Origin of the sequence: Ferrimonas pelagia (genome assembly GCF_039543565.1) — a bacterium.
Classification (GTDB): Bacteria; Pseudomonadota; Gammaproteobacteria; order Enterobacterales; family Shewanellaceae; genus Ferrimonas; species Ferrimonas pelagia.
Genome location: NZ_BAABJZ010000007.1, coordinates 1 through 21798, shown reverse-complemented (window position 1 = coordinate 21798; position 21798 = coordinate 1). Strand labels below are relative to the sequence as shown.

Here is a 21798-nt window from a genome sequence, read left to right as displayed (position 1 = left end):
CGTCAACAAATGGGGTCTTTTGATGGCTACTCCGCATATTAATGCACCAGCGGGTGCGTTCGCTGAAACTGTTCTGTTTCCTGGTGATCCCTTGCGGGCAAAATACATCGCCGAAACCTTTCTCGAGGACGTCGAGCAGGTAACCGATGTACGTAATATGCTGGGCTTTACCGGCACTTACAAAGGTAAGCGTGTTTCTGTGATGGGCTCAGGCATGGGCATTCCATCCTGCTCTATTTACGCCAAGGAGCTGATCACCGAGTACGGTGTGAAGAACCTGATCCGCGTGGGCAGCTGTGGTGCGGTTTCCACTGACGTGAAGGTTCGCGATGTGGTGATCGGCATGGGCGCCTGTACGGATTCCAAGGTGAACCGTCAGCGTTTCCGCGATCACGACTTTGCCGCGATCGCCGACTACGGTCTGCTGAAGAACGTGGTTGATGCCGCTGACAAAGCGGGGATCCCGGTGCGCGTGGGCAACATCTTCTCTGCGGATCTGTTCTACTCGCCGGATCCAGTGATGTTCGACGTAATGGAAAAGATGAACATCTTGGGCGTTGAGATGGAAGCGGCTGGCCTGTACGGCGTTGCCGCCGAGTTTGGTGCTAAGGCGCTGTGTGTGGCGACGGTATCGGATCATATCCGTACCGGTGAAGCCACCACTGCCGAAGAGCGTCAGACCACCTTCAATGACATGATCGTAATGACGCTGGACTCGCTACTGTGAGTCGGTGACATCAGTCATTTTGTACGGGCGACTCGGTATGAGTCGCCCGTTTTTTTTGCCGTTTTGCCAGCCGCTGCTGATGGCTGTAGCTGGCACGCTTAAAGGAGAGCGCGCGGGCTAGGATGAAGCCGATCAGCCCGCTGAGCAGCAATAGCAGACCCGTTTCCCGCTGTTGGGTTTGTTGCAGATGACGCTGTTCGAGGAAAAACAGCGAATGGTTGATCCGCATGCGCAGGTAACCATACGCTTCCTGTCCATGGGTTATCGGGGTGGTCAGCGGTGAGAATTGGCGCAGGGCCAATTCCAGCTCAGCCTGTTCCGGTAGGTCGGCGTCGGGGAACAGACTTTGGGCGAAGGCCAGACGGTGGCCTTGGTAGTTAAAGATGGAGGCGGACAGCACGCGGGGATCGTCGTTTAGGCGGGTCACGACCCACTGCATCATCGCGTCGTCATCCAGCTTGAGCGCCATCGCGGCACTGTGGGCGGCGTGCTCCATCAGGTTATCGGCTAATTCCATGGCGTGCGTTGCCAATAGCGCTTGACGATGAAGCCGTTGTTGTTGCCACAACAGTTGAACCGTGATCAGTAATGTCAAGGCAATTGCGATCTGTGATAACCGGATCAGACGGTGTTGGTGCTTTCGCAACATCCTGTTTTATCGTTCCTTTAATCGGCTCCCTCCCTATAATAGAGGCGGAACTGGCTCAGAAGCAAAACAAGGAACCGTCATGATGGCTGATCAAAACCCATCCCTCATCCCTCAACTTAGCGTGGATCTGCTGCCGCCGCAGGGCGAACAGCAAACCCTGCTGCTGCTCGGCCCCTGTTTGACGGCCGAGCATGCTGCCCAGGCGCTGGCCGGTTGTGGCGTGATGACCCCTGTGCTGGCGGAGGTGGTAACCCCTTCGCTGCAGCGGATCGGTTGGCAGGGGCAGTGCGCCGGTGCGTTGCCGCCGGCACCCACTGGCTGTGAGCTTTTGATGCTGCCAACACAGACGCCGTCTCTGTCTGAGCCGGGCTTGCTGCTGATGGACATGGATTCCACCATGATCGCCATCGAGTGCATCGATGAGATCGCGCGCCGAGGCGGGGTCTATCAGCAGGTCGCAGAGGTGACGGAGCTGGCGATGCAGGGCGGGTTGGATTTTGCCGACTCACTGCGTCAGCGGGTGGCGATGCTCGAGGGGATCCCTGTGTCGGTGATGGATGAGATCGCGGCTGATCTGCCCTTGAACCCGGGATTGGAATGCTTGTGCCAAACCCTTAAAGCTCGGGGCTGGAAGATGGCGCTGGCCTCCGGCGGTTTCAATCGGATCGCCCGTGTTCTGGCGCAGCAGCTGGGACTGGATCATTTCGAGGCGAATGATCTGGCGGTAGAAGGGGAGCGATTGACCGGGCAGATCACCGGGCCTATCGTCGATGCGCAGCGCAAGGCTGCGATCTTGTCGGAGCTGGGCCAGCGCTATGGGATCCCGAGCCGACAGTGGCTGGCCATCGGCGATGGCGCTAACGATCTGCCGATGTTGGCGGCGGCTCAGTTGGGGGTGGGGTACCATGCCAAGCCTGCGGTTGCTGCACAGGCGGATGTGGCCATTCAGCAGTTGGGCCTGGATGCGGTGTTGGCCCTGCTGCAGCACGGATAGGCTGGGATCAGTCGATCGCACCTGAAACCAACGGGGTTGGCAGCAGACTTTCCAGCCCCGCGCGGCACATGAGTTCATGGCTGATGTCGTAGAGTTGGCCGCAACCTTGCACCTGCCACAACATCTCTTCCAATTCCCGCGCTCGGTGCAGCGCATGGCCGCTGATCGCCGCCAGGTCTTGTTGCAGATAATCCAGATCCGGCTTACCGGTTGGCACCAACTCCAGTCGAAGGCCGATAAAGCGCTGACGTACTAGGCCATCCACAATAAATTGGCGTAACTGCGCCGGTTGATGTGGTAGGTAAAGGCAACGGGCGGATTCGGTTTCGGTCGGCAGGATCGCCGCCAATTCCAGTACCACCGGCTCATTGGGGCGTGCCTCGCTCAGTTGCTCTAGCAGTGCTTTGATCTGCGGTTGCAGCAGGAGCCAGCTTAAGTCGGCGTGTTCACTGGCCTCGCTCATTAGCCGGCGGTGCAATGGGCTGGGCTCGGCGCTCGCCCCGATCAGAGTAAACTGCAAGCGGCGATGGCGCTTATGGACAAAGAGCGGCAGCGCCTGTAACTGACGTAACGCGAAGTTTTTCATCCCTTCGGTGAGTTGGAGATGATGGTGCGACGAGCCGAGCTCGGTCAGCTTATTGTGGTTTTTGTTGAGTAGGTGCGACAAGAACACCACCCCGGCATGGGAGTGGCTGTGGGTCGCTTTGAGTCGCAGGGTTCGGTTGTCGGCATGGAGTCCCACGATCTGATAGTGCATCCCGCTGAGTTTTAACTTGCCCGCCAGCGGCTGCATCTTGGGCAGGGCGAGTACCAAGGTATCCCCTTTGGCAAACGTGCCGGGGGCGTCCAGTTGCAGTTTGAGGCCGCGGGGGGAGACATCCAGAGTGTTGCCGGCGAAGTGTTTGCGGCCTTGGCTTAGGATACATGGGGTGTTGAGCTGGAAACGGGACTCACGCCGGCGATCGTCAAATTTCAGTAGCAGCGGGCGGATGGGATCCTTGTTGACTCGGCTCATGCCGTAGCGTCGCAGTTGGTCGGGATCGATATTGAGCGTTCGATGCTGGTAGTGGGCGCCCTGCGCACCGGGCAAGGGCTGCAGCTGCAATAAAAGGTTGGCTTCTTGCAGCTGTTGGCACACCAGCGGCTCGAATGCCTGAGAGTTTATGGGGTTGCGCAGTGCCCGGCGGATATCGGTTGGACTGAGCTGTTGAAAACTCAGTTGGTGTACGCGGAAGCTGTCTTGCTGCGCGGCCAGATGAAGGAAGCTGTCGGCATGGCCATTGTGCATCAGTTCACTGAGTGTGGCGGTAAAGAACAGCAATTGTTCACGCTGGCGGATATGGAAGCTATAGAGCAGGGCATGGGCGCCGTTGTCGGGCTCTTGCAGCAGGCGGCTGATCCGGGAATTGCTGAGCGCGGCAGAGAGTTGATTGACCCCTTGTTCATTCAGCCAGTAATGCCAGCTGGCTTGGTTGGCTTGGGTCTGCAGCAGCATCAACGGGCGATAGTGGTTGTGATCATTGGCTAGGGCAATGGCAAGCGTGGTCAGGTTGGGCAGCAGGTGGCGTTCATAGCCGTGGCTGCGGGTGGTGGCGATCAGGTGGTTGAGCTCCAGCGTTGAGCGTAGGGCGCTTGCCTGGAGGATCCGCGCAAGCTCCCGGCTTTGTGCGTGCTGCTCTCGATCACGCTTAAGGCGTAGGTGAAGAAAGCCCTTCTGCGGCTGTTGTGATAGCAGCTGATAGGGGACACCTTGGTCTAACGCCGGAACGATATACTCCTTACTCAGGGCGATAAAGTGGATCAGCACTGGCTTGTCCGGATCCAGCCGGGTGGCGTTGTCGATCCGTACCCGACAGCCCCCCACAGACAGATCCAGTGTCAGGGCGTCGATGGGCTCCCCCCCTTGGCTTAACGAGATCTCGGTGGCAAATGAGCGGCGCGGCTCTTGGCGAACCACATAGTGACCCAGCGGCAGCAGCTCGCACTGACCGGGCGGAAGCTCGGTGGGCAGATACACCTCATCGATCGGCTGAGGTGAGGAGACATGGCTCAGACAGGCTTCGATGGCACCGATGGTGAGGCGATCGCCATACAGCTTCACCGACTGACGCAGGTGCTGGGCTTTACTGCGAGGGAGGAAATGGGTGACGCCTCCGATCTCCACCGCGTCACACGGCTCTTTGACGCGGCGACGTAGGTCCAGCGACTGACGGGTGGGTTGATTGAGTCGGTTGAGCTCCATCTTGAGCAAGAAACGCTCGGTTGCCGAAAGATCGGCACAAAGTAGAGCCATGGACTGATCAAAGTCAGGGGCTTGTAATAGGGGAGTCAGTTGGGTGATCAGGGCGGTGTGCTGTTCCATGCCAGGCTCGGTAGATAATCTGCTGGCGGCCATTGTAACCCCGATCTCCCATCGGTGATAATGGCTCATCTTGTTGAAAAATATTGGTCTGTTCATGGCAAAAGTAAAATCAGCCTACGTCTGTAATGACTGCGGTTCGGATCACCCACGCTGGCAGGGCCAGTGTAACGCCTGCGGCGCCTGGAATACCTTGACCGAGGTTCGACTGGGGGCAGGCAGCAAGAGCCGAAATACTGAGCGGCTCAGTGGCTATGCTGGCGCGGGCAGCTCGGGTGTGCAAACGCTGGCGGAGATCGATCTGACCGAGGTGCCGCGTTTTTCCAGCGGCTATAACGAGCTGGATCGGGTGCTCGGCGGGGGCGTGGTGCCCGGCGCGGCGATCTTGATCGGCGGTAATCCTGGGGCGGGTAAATCGACTCTGCTGCTGCAGGTGATGTGTCGCCTGTCACAGCAGATGAATGCCCTGTACGTGACGGGCGAGGAGTCACTGCAGCAGGTGGCGATGCGGGCCAATCGCCTGTCACTGCCGACGGACAAGCTGAAGATGCTGTCGGAAACCTCGGTAGAGCAGATCTGCATGATCGCCGAGAAGGAGAAGCCCTCGATCATGGTGATCGACTCCATTCAGGTGATGCACATGGCGGATATCCAATCGGCGCCGGGCAGCGTAGCGCAGGTGCGGGAAAGTGCCGCCTACCTGACCCGTTTCGCCAAGCAGAATAACGTCGCCATCTTTATGGTGGGCCATGTCACCAAAGATGGCACGCTGGCCGGCCCTAAGGTGCTGGAGCACTGCATCGACTGCTCGGTGATGCTCGATTCCATGGGCGACAGTCGCTACCGCACCATGCGCTCGCACAAGAATCGCTTTGGCGCCATCAACGAGCTGGGCGTGTTTGCCATGACCGGTCAAGGCCTCAAAGAGGTGAGCAACCCTTCCGCCATCTTCTTGTCTCGCGGTGAGGAGCCGTCGGCGGGCTCGGTGGTGATGGTGGTGTGGGAGGGCTCGCGGCCCTTGCTGGTGGAGCTGCAAGCGCTGGTCGATCAAAGTCCGCTGTCCAACCCGCGTCGGGTCTCGGTCGGGCTGGAGCAGAACCGATTGTCCTTACTGCTGGCGGTGCTGCACCGTCATGGTGGCTTGCTGATGTCGGATCAGGACGTTTACGCCAACGTCGTCGGCGGCGTGAAAGTGGCCGAAACCGCGGCCGATCTGGCGTTGCTGCTGACCATGGTCTCCAGCTTCCGCGATACGGTGCTGTCACAGGAGTTGGTGGTGTTCGGTGAGGTGGGGTTGTCCGGTGAAATTCGTCCGGTTCCTAACGGCCAGGAGCGCCTGAGTGAAGCCGCCAAACACGGCTTTAAACGGGCCATCGTGCCCAAGGGCAATGCGCCACGCCAGCCGATCGAAGGGATGGAGGTGACGGCGGTGTCCAAGCTGTCCGAAGCGCTGGACGCGATCTGAGCGGTTTAACCAATAGAAACGGCAGCCAAGCGGCTGCCGTTTTGTTTGGCTTAACGTGGTTTAGCGCGTGCGTCGACGCAGACCGAAGCCGGCCAGCAACAACAGCGCGAATCCACCGAAGGAGCCACTGCTAGAGCTATTTGAGTCAGGTTCAGGCTCAGGCTCTGGCTCAGGTGTGGGCTCCACACCGTCTGAGTTGACGGTCAGCATGAAGCTTGTGCTGGCCATGTCGCTGGAATGAACCGAGTCACGCACGATCACGGTGATTTCCGTTTGGCCGTGGAAGTCAGGGTCAGGCATCAGATCGAAGGTGGCGCCACTTTCATGGCCATGCACCGTCGCTGTCACGTGTTCACCGCTGACTTCGATGGTATTGGGGTAGGTGTTACCGTCGGTGTAGAACACCTCGATCCCTGCCAATGCCATATTCTCGTCGGTGGTCTGATCGGCGATCGTCGCTAACTGGAGATTGCCGGAGACAGCCACACTGTGGCTTTCAGTGACCGCTGAGCTGCTGCCGAACTGGTGAGTCAGGCTAACGGTTTGCTCTGTGGATGAGGCATCCTCATGGACACGAACCTTGAACTTCAGTTGCATGGCGGTGCGCTCTGGTCCGTCGTAGTCGTAGCAGACCACTAGGTCGTCCTGTAGGACTTCATCCAGGTTATCCAGGCCGAATATGTCATAGAAGGTCCCTTCTGAGCCGCCACCTTCGCCCCAGAGATCCCAGGCGCCAGCGTAGCCGATGGTCCCGATGATCCCGCGGGCCATATCGCCGGTGATGTTGTTATAGGCGAAGGTCAGCTCTGGGTGGTTGGGGCGGAAGTCCAGGCCGCTGCGCAGGATTGCCTGAACATCGATCTGACCACCGGTTGAGGTGTCCACCAGGTTATCGAATTCCAGAATGGCCACGTCGCCCAGATCTGGGTTGTCCTCTTCCCAGAGGCTGATGATGGTCAGCCCTTGCGGATCTTCCCAATGACGCTTGTAGGTAGTTTCGAAGGCGTCGTTAAACAGTGGCGCAAACGCACTCTGGAACATGCCGATGGCCATGCCGTAGTGCCAGCTGTAGTACTCACCGTCTGCGAGATTGAACAGACCCGCGGCAGTCATCTGGACGGTGCCGGTGCTGGGACGACCGTACAGCATGATGTCAGCCGGCTTGTAGAACAGGTAGTCGATGGGCACGTTAAACACGGAGTTGGCATCGCCTTGCATCCATTCTTCCCAAGGCTGCAGGCCAAACATGCTGTGTAGATCGATATAGCCACCGTGCCAGTCTTCGACCAGGTCTGGTGTCATACATTGTGGGTTGTCGAAGTTGGTGCTGACGTTGTACTTGCGTTCAACCTCGGCGCTGCTGGGCTGTACGCCACTAATGATAAAGCGTCCATCTTCTTGGTTCAGTAAAGCACCAAGTTGATCGTCATACTGAACGCTGTCGGGGATTAAGGTCAATCCTTCTGGTAGGGTGACATTGATATTTAGTTCCCGATCCGTTGCTTCGAGGTTTTGTCGGATATCAAGTGCAAAATCAATGATATCACCAGCATTTGCCGTGCTCTGACTTTGACTTATATGAATGTCGTTAACATCCCGCTCTAAGCGCAAGCCACTAAAGCCAAACCCAGCCGGAGCACTGGCTGATGGGCCCATGTTGACTGCGCCGTAGAGCACATCACCGGGCTGGCTGTCGGGCCAGTTCCAGCCAAAGTCGAGACTCAATGGGCTAACACCGTCATGGCTGGCGGGGCCGGTCAGGCTTAACATCCCTTGGCTATCGCTGGTGATCACCGCGGTGGCGAGATCGATCTCTATCTGTCCTTCGTGCTGCCAGCTGTCGTTGATGTTGTGAACGACGATCCAGTAGGTGCCGGGTGCCGGGGTGTTAAAGGCGCAGTAGTTGCCTTCGGTGGCGTGCTGACTGATACAGAGGATCTCTGGTCGGGCGGCGTCGATGCCGACTGGCGGAATGCCACTGCCGTCGGCGCTGCGACCAACAATCAAGGTTGGTTGACGAATATAGAGGTTCTCATAATCGTACGCTTCGGCCTTGAGGACCTCGGCCACAAAGCGTTCTGTCCCCTCTTCAATGGTGATGCTGGTGTAGGCGGCACCATCGGTAATGTCATCAAAGGGGTTGAGCCAGTAGGTATCGGCTGCAACGTGGAACTGCTCAATGCTTGGCGCAACGGGACCGAGGAATTGGGCGGTAAAATCGTTGAAAGCAGGCAGTTGTATGCCATTGATCGCGCTATAGCCTTCATCTCGGCCGACCGTCATGTTGAGTTCGACGGGGGCGTCGCCACGGTTGTAGCCAGCGATAGCTTGCATGGTACTGACCGGAATGGCACCGTTGTCGGCGATTAGCGCTATGGTACCGAAGTAATGGACGTATTCGTTGTCAGCGGACTCGCCTTCCCAACTCTTGGAGTAGATATCCTCGTTGATGGTGGCGGTGATCTCTAGCACCTGGCTTTCACCGGCTTGCAGAGAAAACTGTGCGGGCGATACGGTGAAGGTGGCGCCTTCATAGCCTTCCCATGCTGCCGCCTCGCTGGTCCAGCTGCCTGAGGTAGTAGCTTTCACGGTACGCAGCCAGCTGCATTGCTTGCGGCACTCCATTTCGACCATGTTGGGGGTGTTGAGCCGGTTTACGTAGCCACCGTTGTTGGGGTTGGCGGCCAGGTACTCGTCGACCGGAATGTCCATCACCAAGCCTGCATTGGCTGCTGCTGCGACGTCCATGCGGCCGGAGCCGACGTAATAGGGAGCATCCAGATCGAGGATGTTTTCATAGATCTTCCGCTTAACGCCTTGGTTGGCGGTCAACATAATGGCGGATTGGATCTCCGCTGGCGACCAGTCTGGACGAAGCCCTGCAAGCAGGGCCATCCCGCCGGCAACATGAGGAGAGGCCATTGAGGTGCCGGAGATCGCGGTGTAATCCGCAGTCATGGGCACAGTGCTGAAGGGTTGATCATTGGTCCATGCGGCGTAGACGCTGACACCCGGTGCTGCGATGTTGGGTACCAGATAGTTTGCGTTGGTCCAGCTGGGCCCGCGTGAGGAGAAGTCAGCGATAAAGTCCGCATTGGCTGGATCGACTAAGCGTTCCGGGCTGGCGGCCGTGATGCTGGCGCGGTGATCGCTGCCATCCGCGAGCCAAGTCTTGATCTGATCGCCGTCACGACGACTGATGTGGATCCCGGGAATGACAAAGGGGTCGTCAACCAGCGTTGCGCTGTCACCGGACCAGTCCATATTGGCGTGGATAAGCCCCCCAGCGCCACCGGCCTGAACGTTGACCGCCTTTTCCAATCGGGCCACTTCACCGCGATAGCACAGCACGATAGGCGCATCGCTGAGCGGATTGCCGTCTTTATCAGCGCTGAAGGTATCGGCCGGGAAAGGTGCCGCACACAGCTCCGGGGCGAGGTCAGAATTGGGATTGTCGTAATCACCGGCATAGACCACAGGCGCCGTGATCGCCCCGGAGATACTGTTACCACTATATTCATCGCTTGATGGCAACGTGGTACCACCACTGAAGCTCCCGACGGTCTTTTCTGGCACGCTAAACACACGCTCATGCGTGGTCGCTGCTACGGAGGTCAGCCAAGGGGAGGTATGATCGGTGCTGAAGAAGTAGGGGCCGGAGTTGCCGGCCGCCGCAGCGACGTTGATCCCAGCTTCACGTGCTGACAGGAACGCCAGTTCAACCGCATCCTCCCAAGGGAAGCTCTCACCGCCACCAATGGAAAAGTTGATCACATCAACCTGATCCATAATGGCCTGCTCGATGGCCGCTAACAGCGCGGTTTCCGGGCACCCCGAGAAGGGATCGCCGGCGCCACCAGGATAACAGACTTGGTAGGAGATCACGTTGGCGTTGGGCGCCATGCCACTGATCTGGGGGATATCAAGATCGGTTGACGTCCCGTTGGAGGTCACCTCATTAGCGGGGATCTGATAGGGCACATCCGTTAACATGTTGCCCGCAACGGTGCTGGCTACGTGGCTGCCATGGCCATTGTAATCTTCCCCGTTGGCGGGGCGTAGCGGATCGGGCGTTTGCCAGACGGGCACCTCGGGCTGAAACACCGGATCGGCATAGGCTTCGGTGATCTCGTCAAAGCTGTAGACGCCGATCAACTTGTTGTTACAAAGGCTAGCGTCTTCAACACAATCCCCCAGGAACACGCCGTCCCCTAATGGGTTGTCGATCCCATTGGCGCTAAAGGAGGCGTGTTGGGTGTTGATCCCGGTATCGATGATCCCAACCACCACGCCGTCGCCCTGATAAGCCATGCCACCGGCTGTGCCCTGCCAGATCTGATCGGCGCCGACGAAGCTCGGGCCGTTGTCTGATAGCAATTCGAGTGTGCGTGCACGGTAGATCTTGCGGATCCCGGATTGTTGGGCCAGAGCCATAGCGGCGTTTTGGTCCATATGCGCAACGAGACCATTGATCCCCAGTGCGTATTGACGCTTAACATTCAACGCAATGCCTTTGGCCTGTACCTGGCTTATCCAAGTACTTTGTTGCTGGAGCGCTTGGGTGCGCACCGCTTGTAGGTTTGCTGAAGAGGTCGTGGCCGAAGCGGTTTGCGTCAATGCTTGCTGGACGACAACCGAATGATCTTCGAGGATCACGATGTAATCGTGCTCACCATATAGGTCTTGTTCTGGCGCGAATATTTCAGTGGGATCGGCCGGCGCAACATGCAGGTTTCGCTTGTTGTCGTTGTTGTACAGGCTGTTTGGCGCTGATTCGATGGTGGGCGGTGTGAGTGTGATGGCGCGGAAGGTTCGGTGGCCTTCATGGACCGTTGCGCTGGCGCTGCTGGAGTTGGCCTGAGCGCCCATACTGGCGAGTAACGCCACTGAGCAGGCGAGTGAGACATGACTCAACCGCCGTGTTCGTTGTTCTGACATCCTGTTTTCCCCTGTTCCATGATAGTGGTTATCTACTTATGTCTTTTGTGTATGAGTTATAACCGATGGTGCTTTTAGATCTATATCATGATTTGTTGGGTGTAATGCAGTGGCGTTTTGTTTACACCGATAGGTGTGCTGCTGGGCTGCATTACAGAAGGAGAGTTACCTTACCCGGCATGTTCTTATTAGCGTCAAAGGGAGGAGGGGGGTTGGTATTTTGCTTGAAATGATTGGGTGGCGGTGTCAGTTGTGTTGACACTAGAGCAAGGCCGTCCTGTGGACGGCCTTTGTGATTTGGGGAGCGGTTACCGACGGTAGTAGCGGATCCCCATCAGCACAGCGATGCTGAGGACGATCAATGGCCATTGGCCGGTCAGGTTAAACAGGGTTTGCCCCCGCACCAGTGCAACATCGGCGCGCAGCACGCCCTCTTCAAACTGCGGCAGTACCTCGGTGATCGCGCCGTGCTCATCGACGATGGCAGTGATGCCGTTATTGGTAACGCGAAGCAAGGGCCGGCCCAGCTCCAAAGCGCGCATCTGGGCGATCGCCATGTGCTGTTTGGGGCCGATGGAGTCACCAAACCAAGCATCGTTAGACACGGTGAGTAACACGTCTGTGTCGGCATGGGTATTTTTGCGCACCAGCTCTGGGAATGCGATCTCGTAGCAGATGGCCGGGGCCAGTGTGACGTTGCCCGCTGCCAGATTGGTTTGCAGGGCAGCGCCGCGCTGGAATGAGGACATCGGCAGGTTAAACAGCGGGGCCAGCGGCCTGAGCAGATCCTCGAGAGGTACAAATTCGCCGATGGGCAGCAGTTGGTGCTTGTGATAACGGCCGGGCTCGGAGGGCAGCAGCGGCACGCCGTCGGGGTTTTCGCCCAAGGTCAGCAGTGAGTTATAGAATTGCTGCTGGGGATCCATGCTGATTATCCCGCTGATCAGGCCGGTGCCGCTCTCTTTAATGCCCCGATCCAGCTGCAGCAAGAAATCGCTGACCATGGCCTCTGGCGCCGGGATAGCGGCTTCCGGCCAGATGATCAGATCAGCATCGAAATGCGGCTTGCTCAGATCTTGGTACTTGATCAAGGTCGGCCAGAGGTTTTCCGGCTCCCACTTGAGGCTCTGGGCGATGTTGCCCTGTACCAGTGCCACATCCAGTGTTCGGCCATCACGTTGCACGCTTTGGGTTTGACCGGCAACCAGGCTGAGAACGGTAATAACGAGCGGGATCGCCAGCAGTGACCAGCGTCGGCGCAGGAGTTCTGGCAGGATCACGGCGATAATGCTCAAGCACAGGCCGATCCCCAATGTGCCTATCAATGGGGCCAGTGAGGCCAGCGGCCCTTCGAGCTGGCTGTATCCGGACCACAACCAAGGAAAACCGGTCAACACCCAACCTCGGGCCAACTCGGTGAGTAGCCACAGCGCGGGGAAGGCCAGCAGCCGAGCGGCCAGTGTCTGGTTAAAGAAGCGGTTGAGCAGGTAGAGACAGAGTGCCGGGTAGAGTGCCAGATAGAGCGACAGCAGGGCCATCAGGCCGACGGAGGCCACCAGTGGCAGGCCGCCGAAGTTGTCGATGCTGACGTGAACCCAGCGCAGGCCGAAGGCGAACAGGCCAAAGCCCCAAACCAGGCCCAGCTTGGCTGCGACTTTGGGCGTTGAGTCACGGCTGAGACCTAACAGTAGGGCGAGGCTCAGCGGCAACAGCGGCCAGACGTCATAGGGGGCGAAGGCCAGATGGCTGAGTGCGCCGGCGATAAAAACCAGCGGATAAACAAAAGCGGGGCTGAGCCCCGCTTTAGAATGATTGAATAACTTCACGCGGCTGAGGAGTCCTTACAGCTTTGAGGCGTGGTCGTTTTGACCTGCAGTTGGACTAACCTGCGGGTGTCAGCACTGACCACTTTAAACTCAAAGTCGTCCAATACGATGGTTTCGCCCCGCTCCGGCAGGTGGCCAAAGGCGTGGCTGATCAGTCCGCCGACGGTGTCGTACTCTTCATCGGAGAACTGGCTGTTAAAGTGATCGTTAAATTCGTCGATCGGGGTGAGCGCCGCGACGGACCAAACCTTGCGGCTGATCTTACGAATGCTGTCCTGATTGTCCTCTTCCACATCGGTTTCATCTTCGATATCGCCGACGATGGCTTCTAGGATGTCTTCGATGGTGATCAGGCCGGACACGCCGCCGTATTCGTCCACCACCATGGCCATGTGGTAGCGCTCGGAGCGGAACTCTTTGAGTAACACGTCCACTCGCTTGCTTTCTGGCACAACGACGGCGGGGCGCAATACCTTGTCGAGGGTCAGCTCGGCGGTGTTGCCAAAGCCCCATGCCAGCAGATCTTTGGCCAGCAGGATCCCTTCGATATGGTCTTTGTCCCGATCGATCACCGGAAAGCGGCTATGAGCGGAGTCGATGACCGTGGGCAGAAACTCCGCCACACTCTGATTTTTCTCAATGGCGATGATCTGGGAGCGTGGGATCATCAGATCTCGCACCCGCAGCTCGGCGACGTCGAGCACGCCATTGATCATCTCTTTGGTGTCGGAGTCGATCAGTTGGCGCTCTTGCGCGTCCTGGATCACTTCCACCAATTCCTGTCGATTTTGGGGTTCACCGGTAAACAGTTGGCTCAGGCGGTCTAACAGGCCCGGCTTACTCTTGCTACCGGTGTGTCTCGACGGAGGTTGGTCTTCGTTCATGTTGTCTCTTTTCGTTGGGAATTCAGGCTCAGATTACCGCTCTTGATACGGATCGGCAATGCCCAGTTTTGACAGCAGTTCACGCTCAAAAGTTTCCATCTGCTCGGCATCATTATCTTCAATATGATCAAAGCCGATCAGGTGCAAACAACCGTGGATCACCATGTGGGCCCAGTGATCCATCGGCGCTTTGTTTTGCTCCTCGGCTTCACGGGCGACGACCTCGGCGCAGACCACGAGATCGCCCAGCAGCGGCAGCTCGATCCCCGGCGGGGCTTCGAACGGGAAGGACAGCACGTTGGTCGGCTTGTCTTTGCCACGATAATCGCGGTTGAGTTGTTGGCTTTCGGCGCTGTCGCAGACCCGGATGGTCAGCTCGCTGTCGGCGTCGCGACCGCTCAGTGCGGTGTCGATCCACAACTGAAACTGCTCATCGGTGGGCAGGCGGTTGTCGTCGACGGCGATCTGCAGATCCAGTTCATTGTTCATCTTTGGACTCCGTGCGCTGGGTTGGCTCGGTGGTTGACGGGTTGGTCTGGGCGTCGTCTTGCTGCACCAGTTGAGCCTGAGCGGCTTGTGGCTGGGCTGTGGCAGCGGCGACCAGGGCTTCACGCTCGGCTTTACGCTCTTGCTCGATCCGCGCCTTGTTGGCGGCTTCTTTGCGCTCGAAGCTCTCGTACGCTTCCACCACCCGGGCCACCACAGGGTGACGCACCACGTCCTGAGACTGGAAGAAGTTGAAGCTGATGCTCTCAACGTTGCGCAACACTTCGATGGAGTGACGCAGGCCGGAGCGGGTGCCGCGAGGCAGATCCACCTGGGTGATGTCGCCGGTGATCACCGCGCGGCTGTTAAAGCCGATGCGGGTCAGGAACATCTTCATCTGCTCGACCGTGGTGTTCTGACTTTCATCCAGAATGATGAAGGCGTCGTTGAGCGTGCGGCCACGCATGTAGGCCAGTGGCGCGACTTCAATGACGTTTCGCTCGATCAGGCGCTCGACGCGCTCGAAGCCGAGCATCTCAAACAGGGCGTCGTACAGTGGGCGCAGGTAGGGATCGACCTTTTGGCTCAGATCGCCGGGCAGGAAGCCGAGCTTTTCACCCGCTTCCACCGCTGGGCGGGTCAGCAAAATACGGCGGATCTCCTGGCGCTCCAGCGCGTCCACCGCGGCTGCTACCGCTAGGTAGGTTTTCCCGGTACCGGCTGGGCCAACACCAAAACAGATGTCGTGGGCGATGATATTGCGGATGTACTGGGCCTGATTGGCGTTGCGCGGTTTGAGCACGCCTTTCTTGGTCTTGAGGAACACCTCATCGCCCATGGCGCTGAGATCTTCCTGCTCCAGGGCTACGGCTTCCTGGATGGCCAGATGCACTTGCTCTGGCTCCAGATCCGGCTGTTGGCCTTTGACCGCGGCGGTTTCAACGTACAGGGTTTTGAGCAGATCGATGACGCTCTTGGCCTGTGCGGGCTTGCCCACCACGATAAATTGATTGTTGTGATAACTGATCTCAACACCCAGACGGCGTTCAATTTGCTTCAGGTTATCGTCAAACGGCCCGCACAGGGCAGCGATCCGCTGATTCTGTGCAGGCTCCAAGTAGACCTCGAGGGTCAGCAGTTTGTTACTCAATCTCTGTCCTTAGGGGCAACCACTAAAACGTTATCGTTAGGGTTGGAAAGTTGCCACACCCAGTTCGTCCGGGGTGTTATGCGGGCGCTTCTTCAGGATGTCGGATGGGCGCAGGTTACGGCGCAGATCCATTTCATCCTCGGTGCGGATCAGCGTAGCACGCAGCGAGTTCGGGAACACCTCGGTGATCTCAACATCGACGAAGGTGCCGATCAGATCCGGCTGGCCTTCGAAGTTGACCACTCGGTTGTTTTCGGTGCGGCCGCGCAGCTCCATGACGTTTTTCTTGGAGGTGCCTTCCACCAGGATGCGCTGGACGGTGCCCTGCATGCGACGGCTATAGGTCATCGCTTGCTGGTTGACGCGCTCTTGCAGGATGTACAGACGCTGCTTTTTGGTCTCATCATCGACGTCATCCACCATGTCCGCCGCAGGGGTACCCGGGCGCGGGCTGTAGATGAAGGAGAAGCTCATATCAAAGTCGATGGCTTTGATCAGCGTCATGGTGTCTTCGAAGTCCTGATCGGATTCGTTGGGGAAGCCGACAATGAAATCCGAGCTGATGTGGATATCCGGACGGACCTTGCGCAGGCGACGGATGATGGATTTGAACTCCAGCGCGGTGTGGTTGCGCTTCATCATGGTCAGGATGCGGTCGGAGCCACTCTGTACCGGCAGGTGGAGGAAATCCACCAGCTCAGGCACATCGGCGTAGGCGTCGATGATGTCCTGGCCAAACTCCATTGGGTGGCTGGTGGTGAAGCGCAGACGATCGATGCCATCAATGGCGGCAACAAAGCGCAGTAGATCGGCGAAGGAGCAGATCTCACCGTCGTGGGTTTCGCCGCGATAGGCGTTGACGTTCTGGCCCAGCAGGTTGATCTCACGCACGCCTTGCTCGGCCAGTTGCGCGATCTCGTACAGCACGTCGTCCAGCGGACGGCTGACTTCGTCACCCCGGGTGTAGGGCACCACGCAGAACGAGCAGTATTTGTTGCAGCCTTCCATGATGGAGACAAACGCGGTGGCGCCTTCGGCGCGAGGCTCCGGCAGACGATCGAACTTTTCGATCTCTGGGAAGGAAACGTCCACCACGCCTTTTTCACCGGCTTGGATCTTGGCGATCATCTCGGGGATGCGGTGCAGGGTTTGCGGGCCGAAAACGATATCCACAAACGGGGCACGTTCGCGGATGGCGTCACCTTCCTGCGAAGCCACACAGCCACCCACGCCGATCACCAGCGAAGGCTTGGCCTCTTTGAGCGGGCGCCAACGGCCCAATTGGTGGAACACCTTCTCTTGGGCTTTCTCACGGATGGAGCAGGTGTTCAGCAGCAGCACATCGGCTTCTGCAGCGTCTTCGGTCAGGGTGTAGTTGCCGAAAGAGTCCAGCAGATCCGCCATTTTGGACGAGTCATACTCGTTCATCTGGCAGCCCCAGGTCTTAATGTGCAGTTTTTTGCTCATCAATTCACGTCGCTCAAAGTTACAGGCAGGAAAAATTTTAGCCGTGCATTTTAGCGTGCAGCGCCTGCAATGACTAGCGTTTGCGCAGGTTTGCGCGGCGAGAAGTCGCGGCAACGGCAGCGAGGTTTGGCTAACCAACTCTGCTTGTTTGAAAATTGCGCAGGATGGTGGAGGGGAAAATTGTGCTGAAATGCCGTCATAAGCAGTCGCTTTGGTGTGCATTACTGCCTAGAGGGGGCGGTTTGCCGTAGAATTGGCCCCAGGTTTAATGAGCAGCGCAGGCAGACATGGAAAAGTACGATCTGATCATTGTGGGCGGTGGCATGGTGGGCGCCGCCGCGGCGTGCGGCCTGGCCCAACACGGTTTTCGCATTGCCCTGATCGAGGCGCAGGAACCGCAAGCGTATGAACACGAGCAGCCGATGGATCTGCGGGTCAGTGCCATCAGTGCCGCCTCAGAGCGACTGCTGCGGGATCTGGGCGCGTGGCAGCATGTTGAAGCGATGCGGGCGGCGCCCTATGACACCCTGGCGACCTGGGAGTGGCAACGGGCTGAGGTGTCGTTCGAGGCGGCACAGATCGACCATTCGCATCTGGGCCATATCGTTGAGAACCGCGTGGTGCAGTTGGCCTTGTGGCAGGCTTTGGCCCAGTATGACAATGTTGACTTGAGGGTTGGTCAGCGACCCGAGCGCTTGTGGCAGGACGAAGCCGGGGCTTATCTGCAGTTGGGTGAGGCAACGCTGGCGGCGGAGTTGATGCTGGGATGCGATGGCGCGCGCAGTGGTGTGCGTCAGGCGGCGGGGATCGGGCTGACCGGTTGGCGCTATCGCCATTCATGTCTGGCCATTAACGTGAGCACCGCCCTGCCCCAGCAGCGGATCACCTGGCAGGCTTTCACGGCCGACGGCCCTCGGGCATTTCTGCCCTTGACCGGCGCGCGAGGCTCGCTGGTGTGGTACGACAGTCCCGAGCGGATAGAGCAGCTAATGCGATTGGATAAGGCGGCGCTGAAGCGGCAGGTCCAAACCCATTTCCCGCAGCGGCTCGGTGATTTTGAGATCGAAGCGAAAGCGGCCTTTCCCCTGACTCGACAGCATGCTCAGCACTATTATCAAGGTCGGATGGTGCTGTTGGGCGATGCTGCGCACACCATTAATCCGTTAGCGGGGCAGGGGGTTAACCTCGGCTTTAAGGATGTGGCCGCACTGGAGCATATCCTGGGACAGGCCCGGCAGAAGGGCGAGTCCGTGTCGGCGCCCGAGGTGTTAAGTCGTTATCAATGTCAACGCCGGGCGGATAACCTGGCGATGCAAACGGCCATGGACGTGTTTTACCACGCCTTTTCCAATGACTGGCTGCCGCTCAAGCTGGGTCGCAACTTGGCCCTGACCCTGGCGCAGCGCAGCGGCCCGGTGAAACAGCAGGTGATGCGCTACGCGATGGGATTGTAAGTATCAACGATGGCGACAGACGGTGTACGCGGCACTTTGGCCACTAGGGGAGTCGATTGAATAAGGCGTTCTGGTTTAATCCGCACATTAACAATGCATTGCGTCTGTCACTGGGACTCCTATTGGCACAAGCCCTGGGATTTGCGCTGGGGGAGATGGAGCGGTTTGCGCTTGCCATGTTGGTGTTGCCCGCGATCTTGGTGTCGGCGTTGGATCAGCCTTCGCCCTACTGGGGACGGCGGGTTGCATTGGGCGTGATCGGCTTTGCCGTTGCCAGTTTGTCGACCGCTGTCGTGGCGCTCCATGCCCCAGAACGGCTGCCGCTGTGGTTTGCCCTGTTGGGCGTGATCATGGCCAGCTTTGCTGCTTGGGGGGAGTTATCTGGCCGGTTAGGTATGGGCGTGCTGACCATGGCGGTGATCGGGCTGGCGACCTCGACGCTGTATCCTCCCTGGCAGATCGCGCTGGGGTTTGCTGTTGCGACCGCGTGGCTGATGTTGTTCAGTGCCGTGTGGTACCGGTTGTGGCGGCAATTGCCCTTGCGTCAGGCATTGGCGCAGATCTATCGCCGGCTGGCTGAGCTTATGGAGCGGCGTCCCGAGCAGCTCTTGGATCAAACCTTGCCGGTCTACTTTGATGACACGTTGGGTCAGTACCTTGCGATGGCTCGACGGCAATTGGCCGCCGTCGAAGGACAGAAGGGCGTTGCCCCGCTGCGTAATGCGCTAATGGCCGCGGTGGATCTGCAGGAACGGCTGCAAGCCATCCCGGAGCCGCATTTGGCGCGTGACGTCTTGGTTAGCACGGAAATGCTGCCCCTTTACCAGAACTGGACGCGACTGGTCGCCGCGCGGCTATTGCGGATCAGTCAGGATCTCAAGCACAACCGAACCCTTAAAGGCAGCGACAGCGTCGATGTCGCTGGACGAGCGCTGTCCGATGCGCTGATGGCACAGGCTAAGGCGGATCGCAAAGGAATGGTTGCGCACTATATGGCGGCGAATGCCGAGCGGATCACCCGGCTGGCCGGACGTGCGGGTCCCTTGTATCAGCGTGCGATCTTGTCGAGCGGTACTGAATCCTGGTGGCGGCAGTGGCTCAAGATGATGCGCTGGTCGAGCCCGGTTCTGCGGGGCGGCGTGCGGCTGGGTCTTATCCTAGGCGCTGCGATGGCGATCGCCAGCGTCATGCCGCTGGACAACGGTTATTGGATCTTGACCACCATCATCATGGTACGACAAAGCAGTTACGTCGCGACACGAAGCCGGGTATGGCAGCGGGCGGCGGGCACCTTGGGGGGCCTGCTCGGCGCCGGAGCGCTGATCGCGCTGGGTGTGCACGATGAGTTGGCGCTACTGCTGGTTTGCTTACTGCTTCCCTTGACGTTGACTTTGGTGCAGATCCACCACGGCTGGACAACCGCAGGGGCCACCTTGGTGCTGATGTTGGCGTTTGAATACTTGGGGTTGGCCAGTCACGAGGTGTTGTTGGCGCGTATGCTGGATACCTTGATCGGTTGTTCGCTGATCTTTCTGGCTTATCGCTTTCTGTGGCCACAATGGCAAGGCGGTCGTCAGGCTCAGTTACGGAAAACGGCGCTGGCGTATCTGCATCGATATTTACAGTTGTTGCTGGCCCGGTTGGCTGGTAGGCCGGTCGAGCCCGTTCACTTGGCCCGAAGTCGCCGGTTAGCGTATGAACAGGGCGTGGCCTTAACCGCCAGCCTCACGCAAATGAAACAGGAGCCTGGCTATGGCGATGCTGAGCACAGTACCGCCTTATTGGCTTTATATAAAAGTGGGATGGGGCATCTCAATGCCATCTTGCCGCAAAGCCAAAAAGATCCCATTTTCAGTTCGCTTGAGAGTCAGCGGTTGGAGGCACTGTTTGACAGTGCCTATGGCCAGCTAAGCAGCGCTATGAGCGGAGGAGAGGAGGGTTGGAGCCAGGAGTTGGTCGATGGTCAGCAGTGGTTGCACGGCTTGTTGCAAGAGTGCGTGGCAGATAGACGGGGCTTTGCGGTCTACCAGCTATCCCTGTTCTTGGAGCGCTATCAGGCGATACACGGCATTGTCAAAACGGTGCCACCGAAAAGTCGGTTGGGCGCTTCGGGTTAGCTTGTTGCGGGTGAGTATCGGAATGTGGCGGTGCCTCAGAGCTTGGTTAAGGGCCGGGTGGTTTTGAGCGCAGGCAAGATCTGCGCAGCGGTTTTGAAGCGCTACGCCTGACAAGCGATCAAGCTGCTCCGCTGTGGTGGTTTGGCAGAGACCAATAAGCCAACCGTGAGGTTGGCTATTTCGCTGAATGTGGTTGCGGGAGCCTGCTCTTATGGAAAGAGTGAACCAACGATCTTCGCCACTTTTATGAAGCGCTGAGCCCCCGACGAGCGACTAGGTTGCTTCATTGAATGTGGTTGCGGGAGCCTGCTCTTATGGAAAGAGTGATCCAACGCCCTTCGTCGCTTTAATGAAGGCTGAGCCCGATGAGCGATCAGGTTGCTTCGTTGTGGTGGGATCGCAAAGACAAAAAAGCCAACCGCGAGGTTGGCTTTTTCGTTGAATGTGGTTGCGGGAGCTGGATTTGAAGGAACGACCTTCGCGGCTTTTATGAAGAGCTGAGCCCGACGAACGACCAAGCTGCTTCATCCCGAAACAAATTTTCCATTTACTTCGGAAACGAAGTGCAAAGTCGAGTTATCGCCTTTGCTGAAAGTGGTTGCGGAGACCGGATTTGAACCGATGACCTTCGGGTTATGAGCCCGACGAGCTACCATGCTGCTCCACTCCGCGTCCGAGTGTCTTATTTTACTTCTAAGAGGGAAGGCTCGAATCAAAGTAAATCAATTCGATGAGAAGTGGTTGCGGAGACCGGATTTGAACCGATGACCTTCGGGTTATGAGCCCGACGAGCTACCATGCTGCTCCACTCCGCGTCCGAGTGTCTTATTTTACTTCTAAGAGGGAAGTATTAAATCGGCCAAGGCCCATTCAATAGGAAAGTGGTTGCGGAGACCGGATTTGAACTTCGGGTTATGAGCCCGACGAGCTACCATGCTGCTCCACTCCGCGTCCGAGTGTCTTATTTTACTTCTAAGAGGGAAGCATTAAGCCAAAAATACATCGACTTAAAGGAAAGTGGTTGCGGAGACCGGATTTGAACCGATGACCTTCGGGTTATGAGCCCGACGAGCTACCATGCTGCTCCACTCCGCGTCCGAGTGTCTTATTTTACTTCTAAGAGGGAAGCATTAAATCGGCCAAGGCCCATTCAATAGGAAAGTGGTTGCGGAGACCGGATTTGAACCGATGACCTTCGGGTTATGAGCCCGACGAGCTACCATGCTGCTCCACTCCGCGTCCGAGTGTCTTATTTTACTTCTAAGAGGGAAGCATTAAGCCA

At 58.0% G+C, this 21798-nt stretch carries 13 protein-coding genes and 5 tRNA genes; 5 read left to right on the top strand and 13 right to left on the bottom strand.

All coding sequences use genetic code 11. The features are described from left to right. Positions 1-22: 22 nt before the first annotated feature. On the top strand, positions 23-727 hold the full coding sequence (deoD, locus tag ABEA08_RS03425; protein ID WP_345333336.1) for a purine-nucleoside phosphorylase: 705 nt from the start codon (positions 23-25) through the stop codon (positions 725-727). 10 nt (positions 728-737) lie between these two features. On the opposite strand, the gene ABEA08_RS03420 is transcribed toward deoD, so the two are convergent. Continuing rightward, complete coding sequence (locus ABEA08_RS03420; RefSeq protein ID WP_345333334.1) at positions 738-1376, bottom strand: AhpA/YtjB family protein; 639 nt, start codon at positions 1374-1376, stop codon at positions 738-740. A 79-nt stretch (positions 1377-1455) separates the two neighbouring features. Here ABEA08_RS03420 and serB point away from each other — a divergent pair, with 79 nt between their 5' ends. Beyond that, positions 1456-2370, top strand: a complete 915-nt coding sequence (gene serB, locus ABEA08_RS03415; protein ID WP_345333332.1) for a phosphoserine phosphatase SerB — start codon at positions 1456-1458, stop codon at positions 2368-2370. Positions 2371-2377: 7 nt separating this feature from the next. Here serB and ABEA08_RS03410 read toward each other — a convergent pair whose 3' ends face one another. Further along, positions 2378-4732: a PilZ domain-containing protein gene (locus ABEA08_RS03410; RefSeq protein WP_345333330.1), complete on the bottom strand. Its 2355-nt coding sequence runs from the start codon at positions 4730-4732 to the stop codon at positions 2378-2380. A 94-nt stretch (positions 4733-4826) separates the two neighbouring features. Between ABEA08_RS03410 and radA the strand changes: the two genes are divergently transcribed. Then, positions 4827-6194 (top strand): DNA repair protein RadA, encoded by a 1368-nt coding sequence (gene radA / locus ABEA08_RS03405; RefSeq protein WP_345333328.1) that lies wholly within the window; start codon positions 4827-4829, stop codon positions 6192-6194. A gap of 60 nt (positions 6195-6254) precedes the next feature. On the opposite strand, the gene ABEA08_RS03400 is transcribed toward radA, so the two are convergent. From ABEA08_RS03400 to miaB, 6 genes are all read right to left on the bottom strand, one after another. Then, positions 6255-11132, bottom strand: coding sequence for a S8 family serine peptidase (locus tag ABEA08_RS03400; RefSeq protein ID WP_345333326.1), 4878 nt, complete (start codon positions 11130-11132; stop codon positions 6255-6257). A 308-nt stretch (positions 11133-11440) separates the two neighbouring features. Further along, entirely contained in the window at positions 11441-12958 is a 1518-nt protein-coding gene (gene lnt / locus ABEA08_RS03395; RefSeq protein ID WP_345333324.1) for an apolipoprotein N-acyltransferase, read from the bottom strand. Beyond that, positions 12955-13842 carry a CNNM family magnesium/cobalt transport protein CorC gene (gene corC, locus ABEA08_RS03390; RefSeq protein ID WP_345333322.1) on the bottom strand — a complete coding sequence of 296 codons (888 nt, stop codon included), beginning with the start codon at positions 13840-13842 and terminating at the stop codon, positions 12955-12957. The genes lnt and corC overlap by 4 nt, the downstream gene beginning before the upstream one ends. Positions 13843-13875: 33 nt before the next feature. Continuing rightward, positions 13876-14331, bottom strand: coding sequence for an rRNA maturation RNase YbeY (ybeY, locus tag ABEA08_RS03385; RefSeq protein WP_345333320.1), 456 nt, complete (start codon positions 14329-14331; stop codon positions 13876-13878). Further along, positions 14321-15478 carry a PhoH family protein gene (locus tag ABEA08_RS03380; RefSeq protein WP_345333318.1) on the bottom strand — a complete coding sequence of 386 codons (1158 nt, stop codon included), beginning with the start codon at positions 15476-15478 and terminating at the stop codon, positions 14321-14323. The genes ybeY and ABEA08_RS03380 overlap by 11 nt, the downstream gene beginning before the upstream one ends. A 36-nt stretch (positions 15479-15514) precedes the next feature. Next, positions 15515-16945, bottom strand: coding sequence for a tRNA (N6-isopentenyl adenosine(37)-C2)-methylthiotransferase MiaB (miaB, locus tag ABEA08_RS03375; RefSeq protein WP_345333316.1), 1431 nt, complete (start codon positions 16943-16945; stop codon positions 15515-15517). A gap of 287 nt (positions 16946-17232) precedes the next feature. On the opposite strand from miaB, the gene ABEA08_RS03370 reads away from it, so the two are divergent. Beyond that, complete coding sequence (locus tag ABEA08_RS03370) at positions 17233-18399, top strand: FAD-dependent oxidoreductase (protein WP_345333314.1); 1167 nt, start codon at positions 17233-17235, stop codon at positions 18397-18399. A 56-nt stretch (positions 18400-18455) separates the two neighbouring features. Further along, on the top strand, positions 18456-20516 hold the full coding sequence (locus ABEA08_RS03365) for an FUSC family protein (RefSeq protein ID WP_345333312.1): 2061 nt from the start codon (positions 18456-18458) through the stop codon (positions 20514-20516). A gap of 595 nt (positions 20517-21111) precedes the next feature. Here ABEA08_RS03365 and ABEA08_RS03360 read toward each other — a convergent pair. The 5 genes from ABEA08_RS03360 to ABEA08_RS03340 all read right to left on the bottom strand — a co-directional run bounded on the left by ABEA08_RS03360 (position 21112) and on the right by ABEA08_RS03340 (position 21755). Then, positions 21112-21188 (bottom strand) — tRNA-Met (locus ABEA08_RS03360). A 66-nt stretch (positions 21189-21254) separates the two neighbouring features. Next, positions 21255-21331, bottom strand: a tRNA-Met gene (locus tag ABEA08_RS03355). Between the two features lie 67 nt (positions 21332-21398). Continuing rightward, a tRNA-Met gene (locus tag ABEA08_RS03350) sits at positions 21399-21467 on the bottom strand. Between the two features lie 67 nt (positions 21468-21534). Next, a tRNA-Met gene (locus ABEA08_RS03345) sits at positions 21535-21611 on the bottom strand. A 67-nt stretch (positions 21612-21678) separates the two neighbouring features. Then, positions 21679-21755: transfer RNA gene (locus ABEA08_RS03340), tRNA-Met, on the bottom strand. Between the last annotated feature and the right edge of the window lie 43 nt (positions 21756-21798).

Bases quoted from the DNA above. Each gene is read 5' to 3' on its own strand.
- miaB (WP_345333316.1), bottom strand. From the start codon at position 16,945: ATGAGCAAAAAACTGCACATTAAGACCTGGGGCTGCCAGATGAACGAG.
- corC (WP_345333322.1), bottom strand. From the start codon at position 13,842: ATGAACGAAGACCAACCTCCGTCGAGACACACCGGTAGCAAGAGTAAG.
- ABEA08_RS03420 (WP_345333334.1), bottom strand. From the start codon at position 1,376: ATGTTGCGAAAGCACCAACACCGTCTGATCCGGTTATCACAGATCGCA.
- ABEA08_RS03370 (WP_345333314.1), top strand. From the start codon at position 17,233: ATGGAAAAGTACGATCTGATCATTGTGGGCGGTGGCATGGTGGGCGCC.
- deoD (WP_345333336.1), top strand. From the start codon at position 23: ATGGCTACTCCGCATATTAATGCACCAGCGGGTGCGTTCGCTGAAACT.
- ABEA08_RS03400 (WP_345333326.1), bottom strand. From the start codon at position 11,132: ATGTCAGAACAACGAACACGGCGGTTGAGTCATGTCTCACTCGCCTGC.
- radA (WP_345333328.1), top strand. From the start codon at position 4,827: ATGGCAAAAGTAAAATCAGCCTACGTCTGTAATGACTGCGGTTCGGAT.
- ABEA08_RS03410 (WP_345333330.1), bottom strand. From the start codon at position 4,732: ATGGAACAGCACACCGCCCTGATCACCCAACTGACTCCCCTATTACAA.
- serB (WP_345333332.1), top strand. From the start codon at position 1,456: ATGATGGCTGATCAAAACCCATCCCTCATCCCTCAACTTAGCGTGGAT.
- ybeY (WP_345333320.1), bottom strand. From the start codon at position 14,331: ATGAACAATGAACTGGATCTGCAGATCGCCGTCGACGACAACCGCCTG.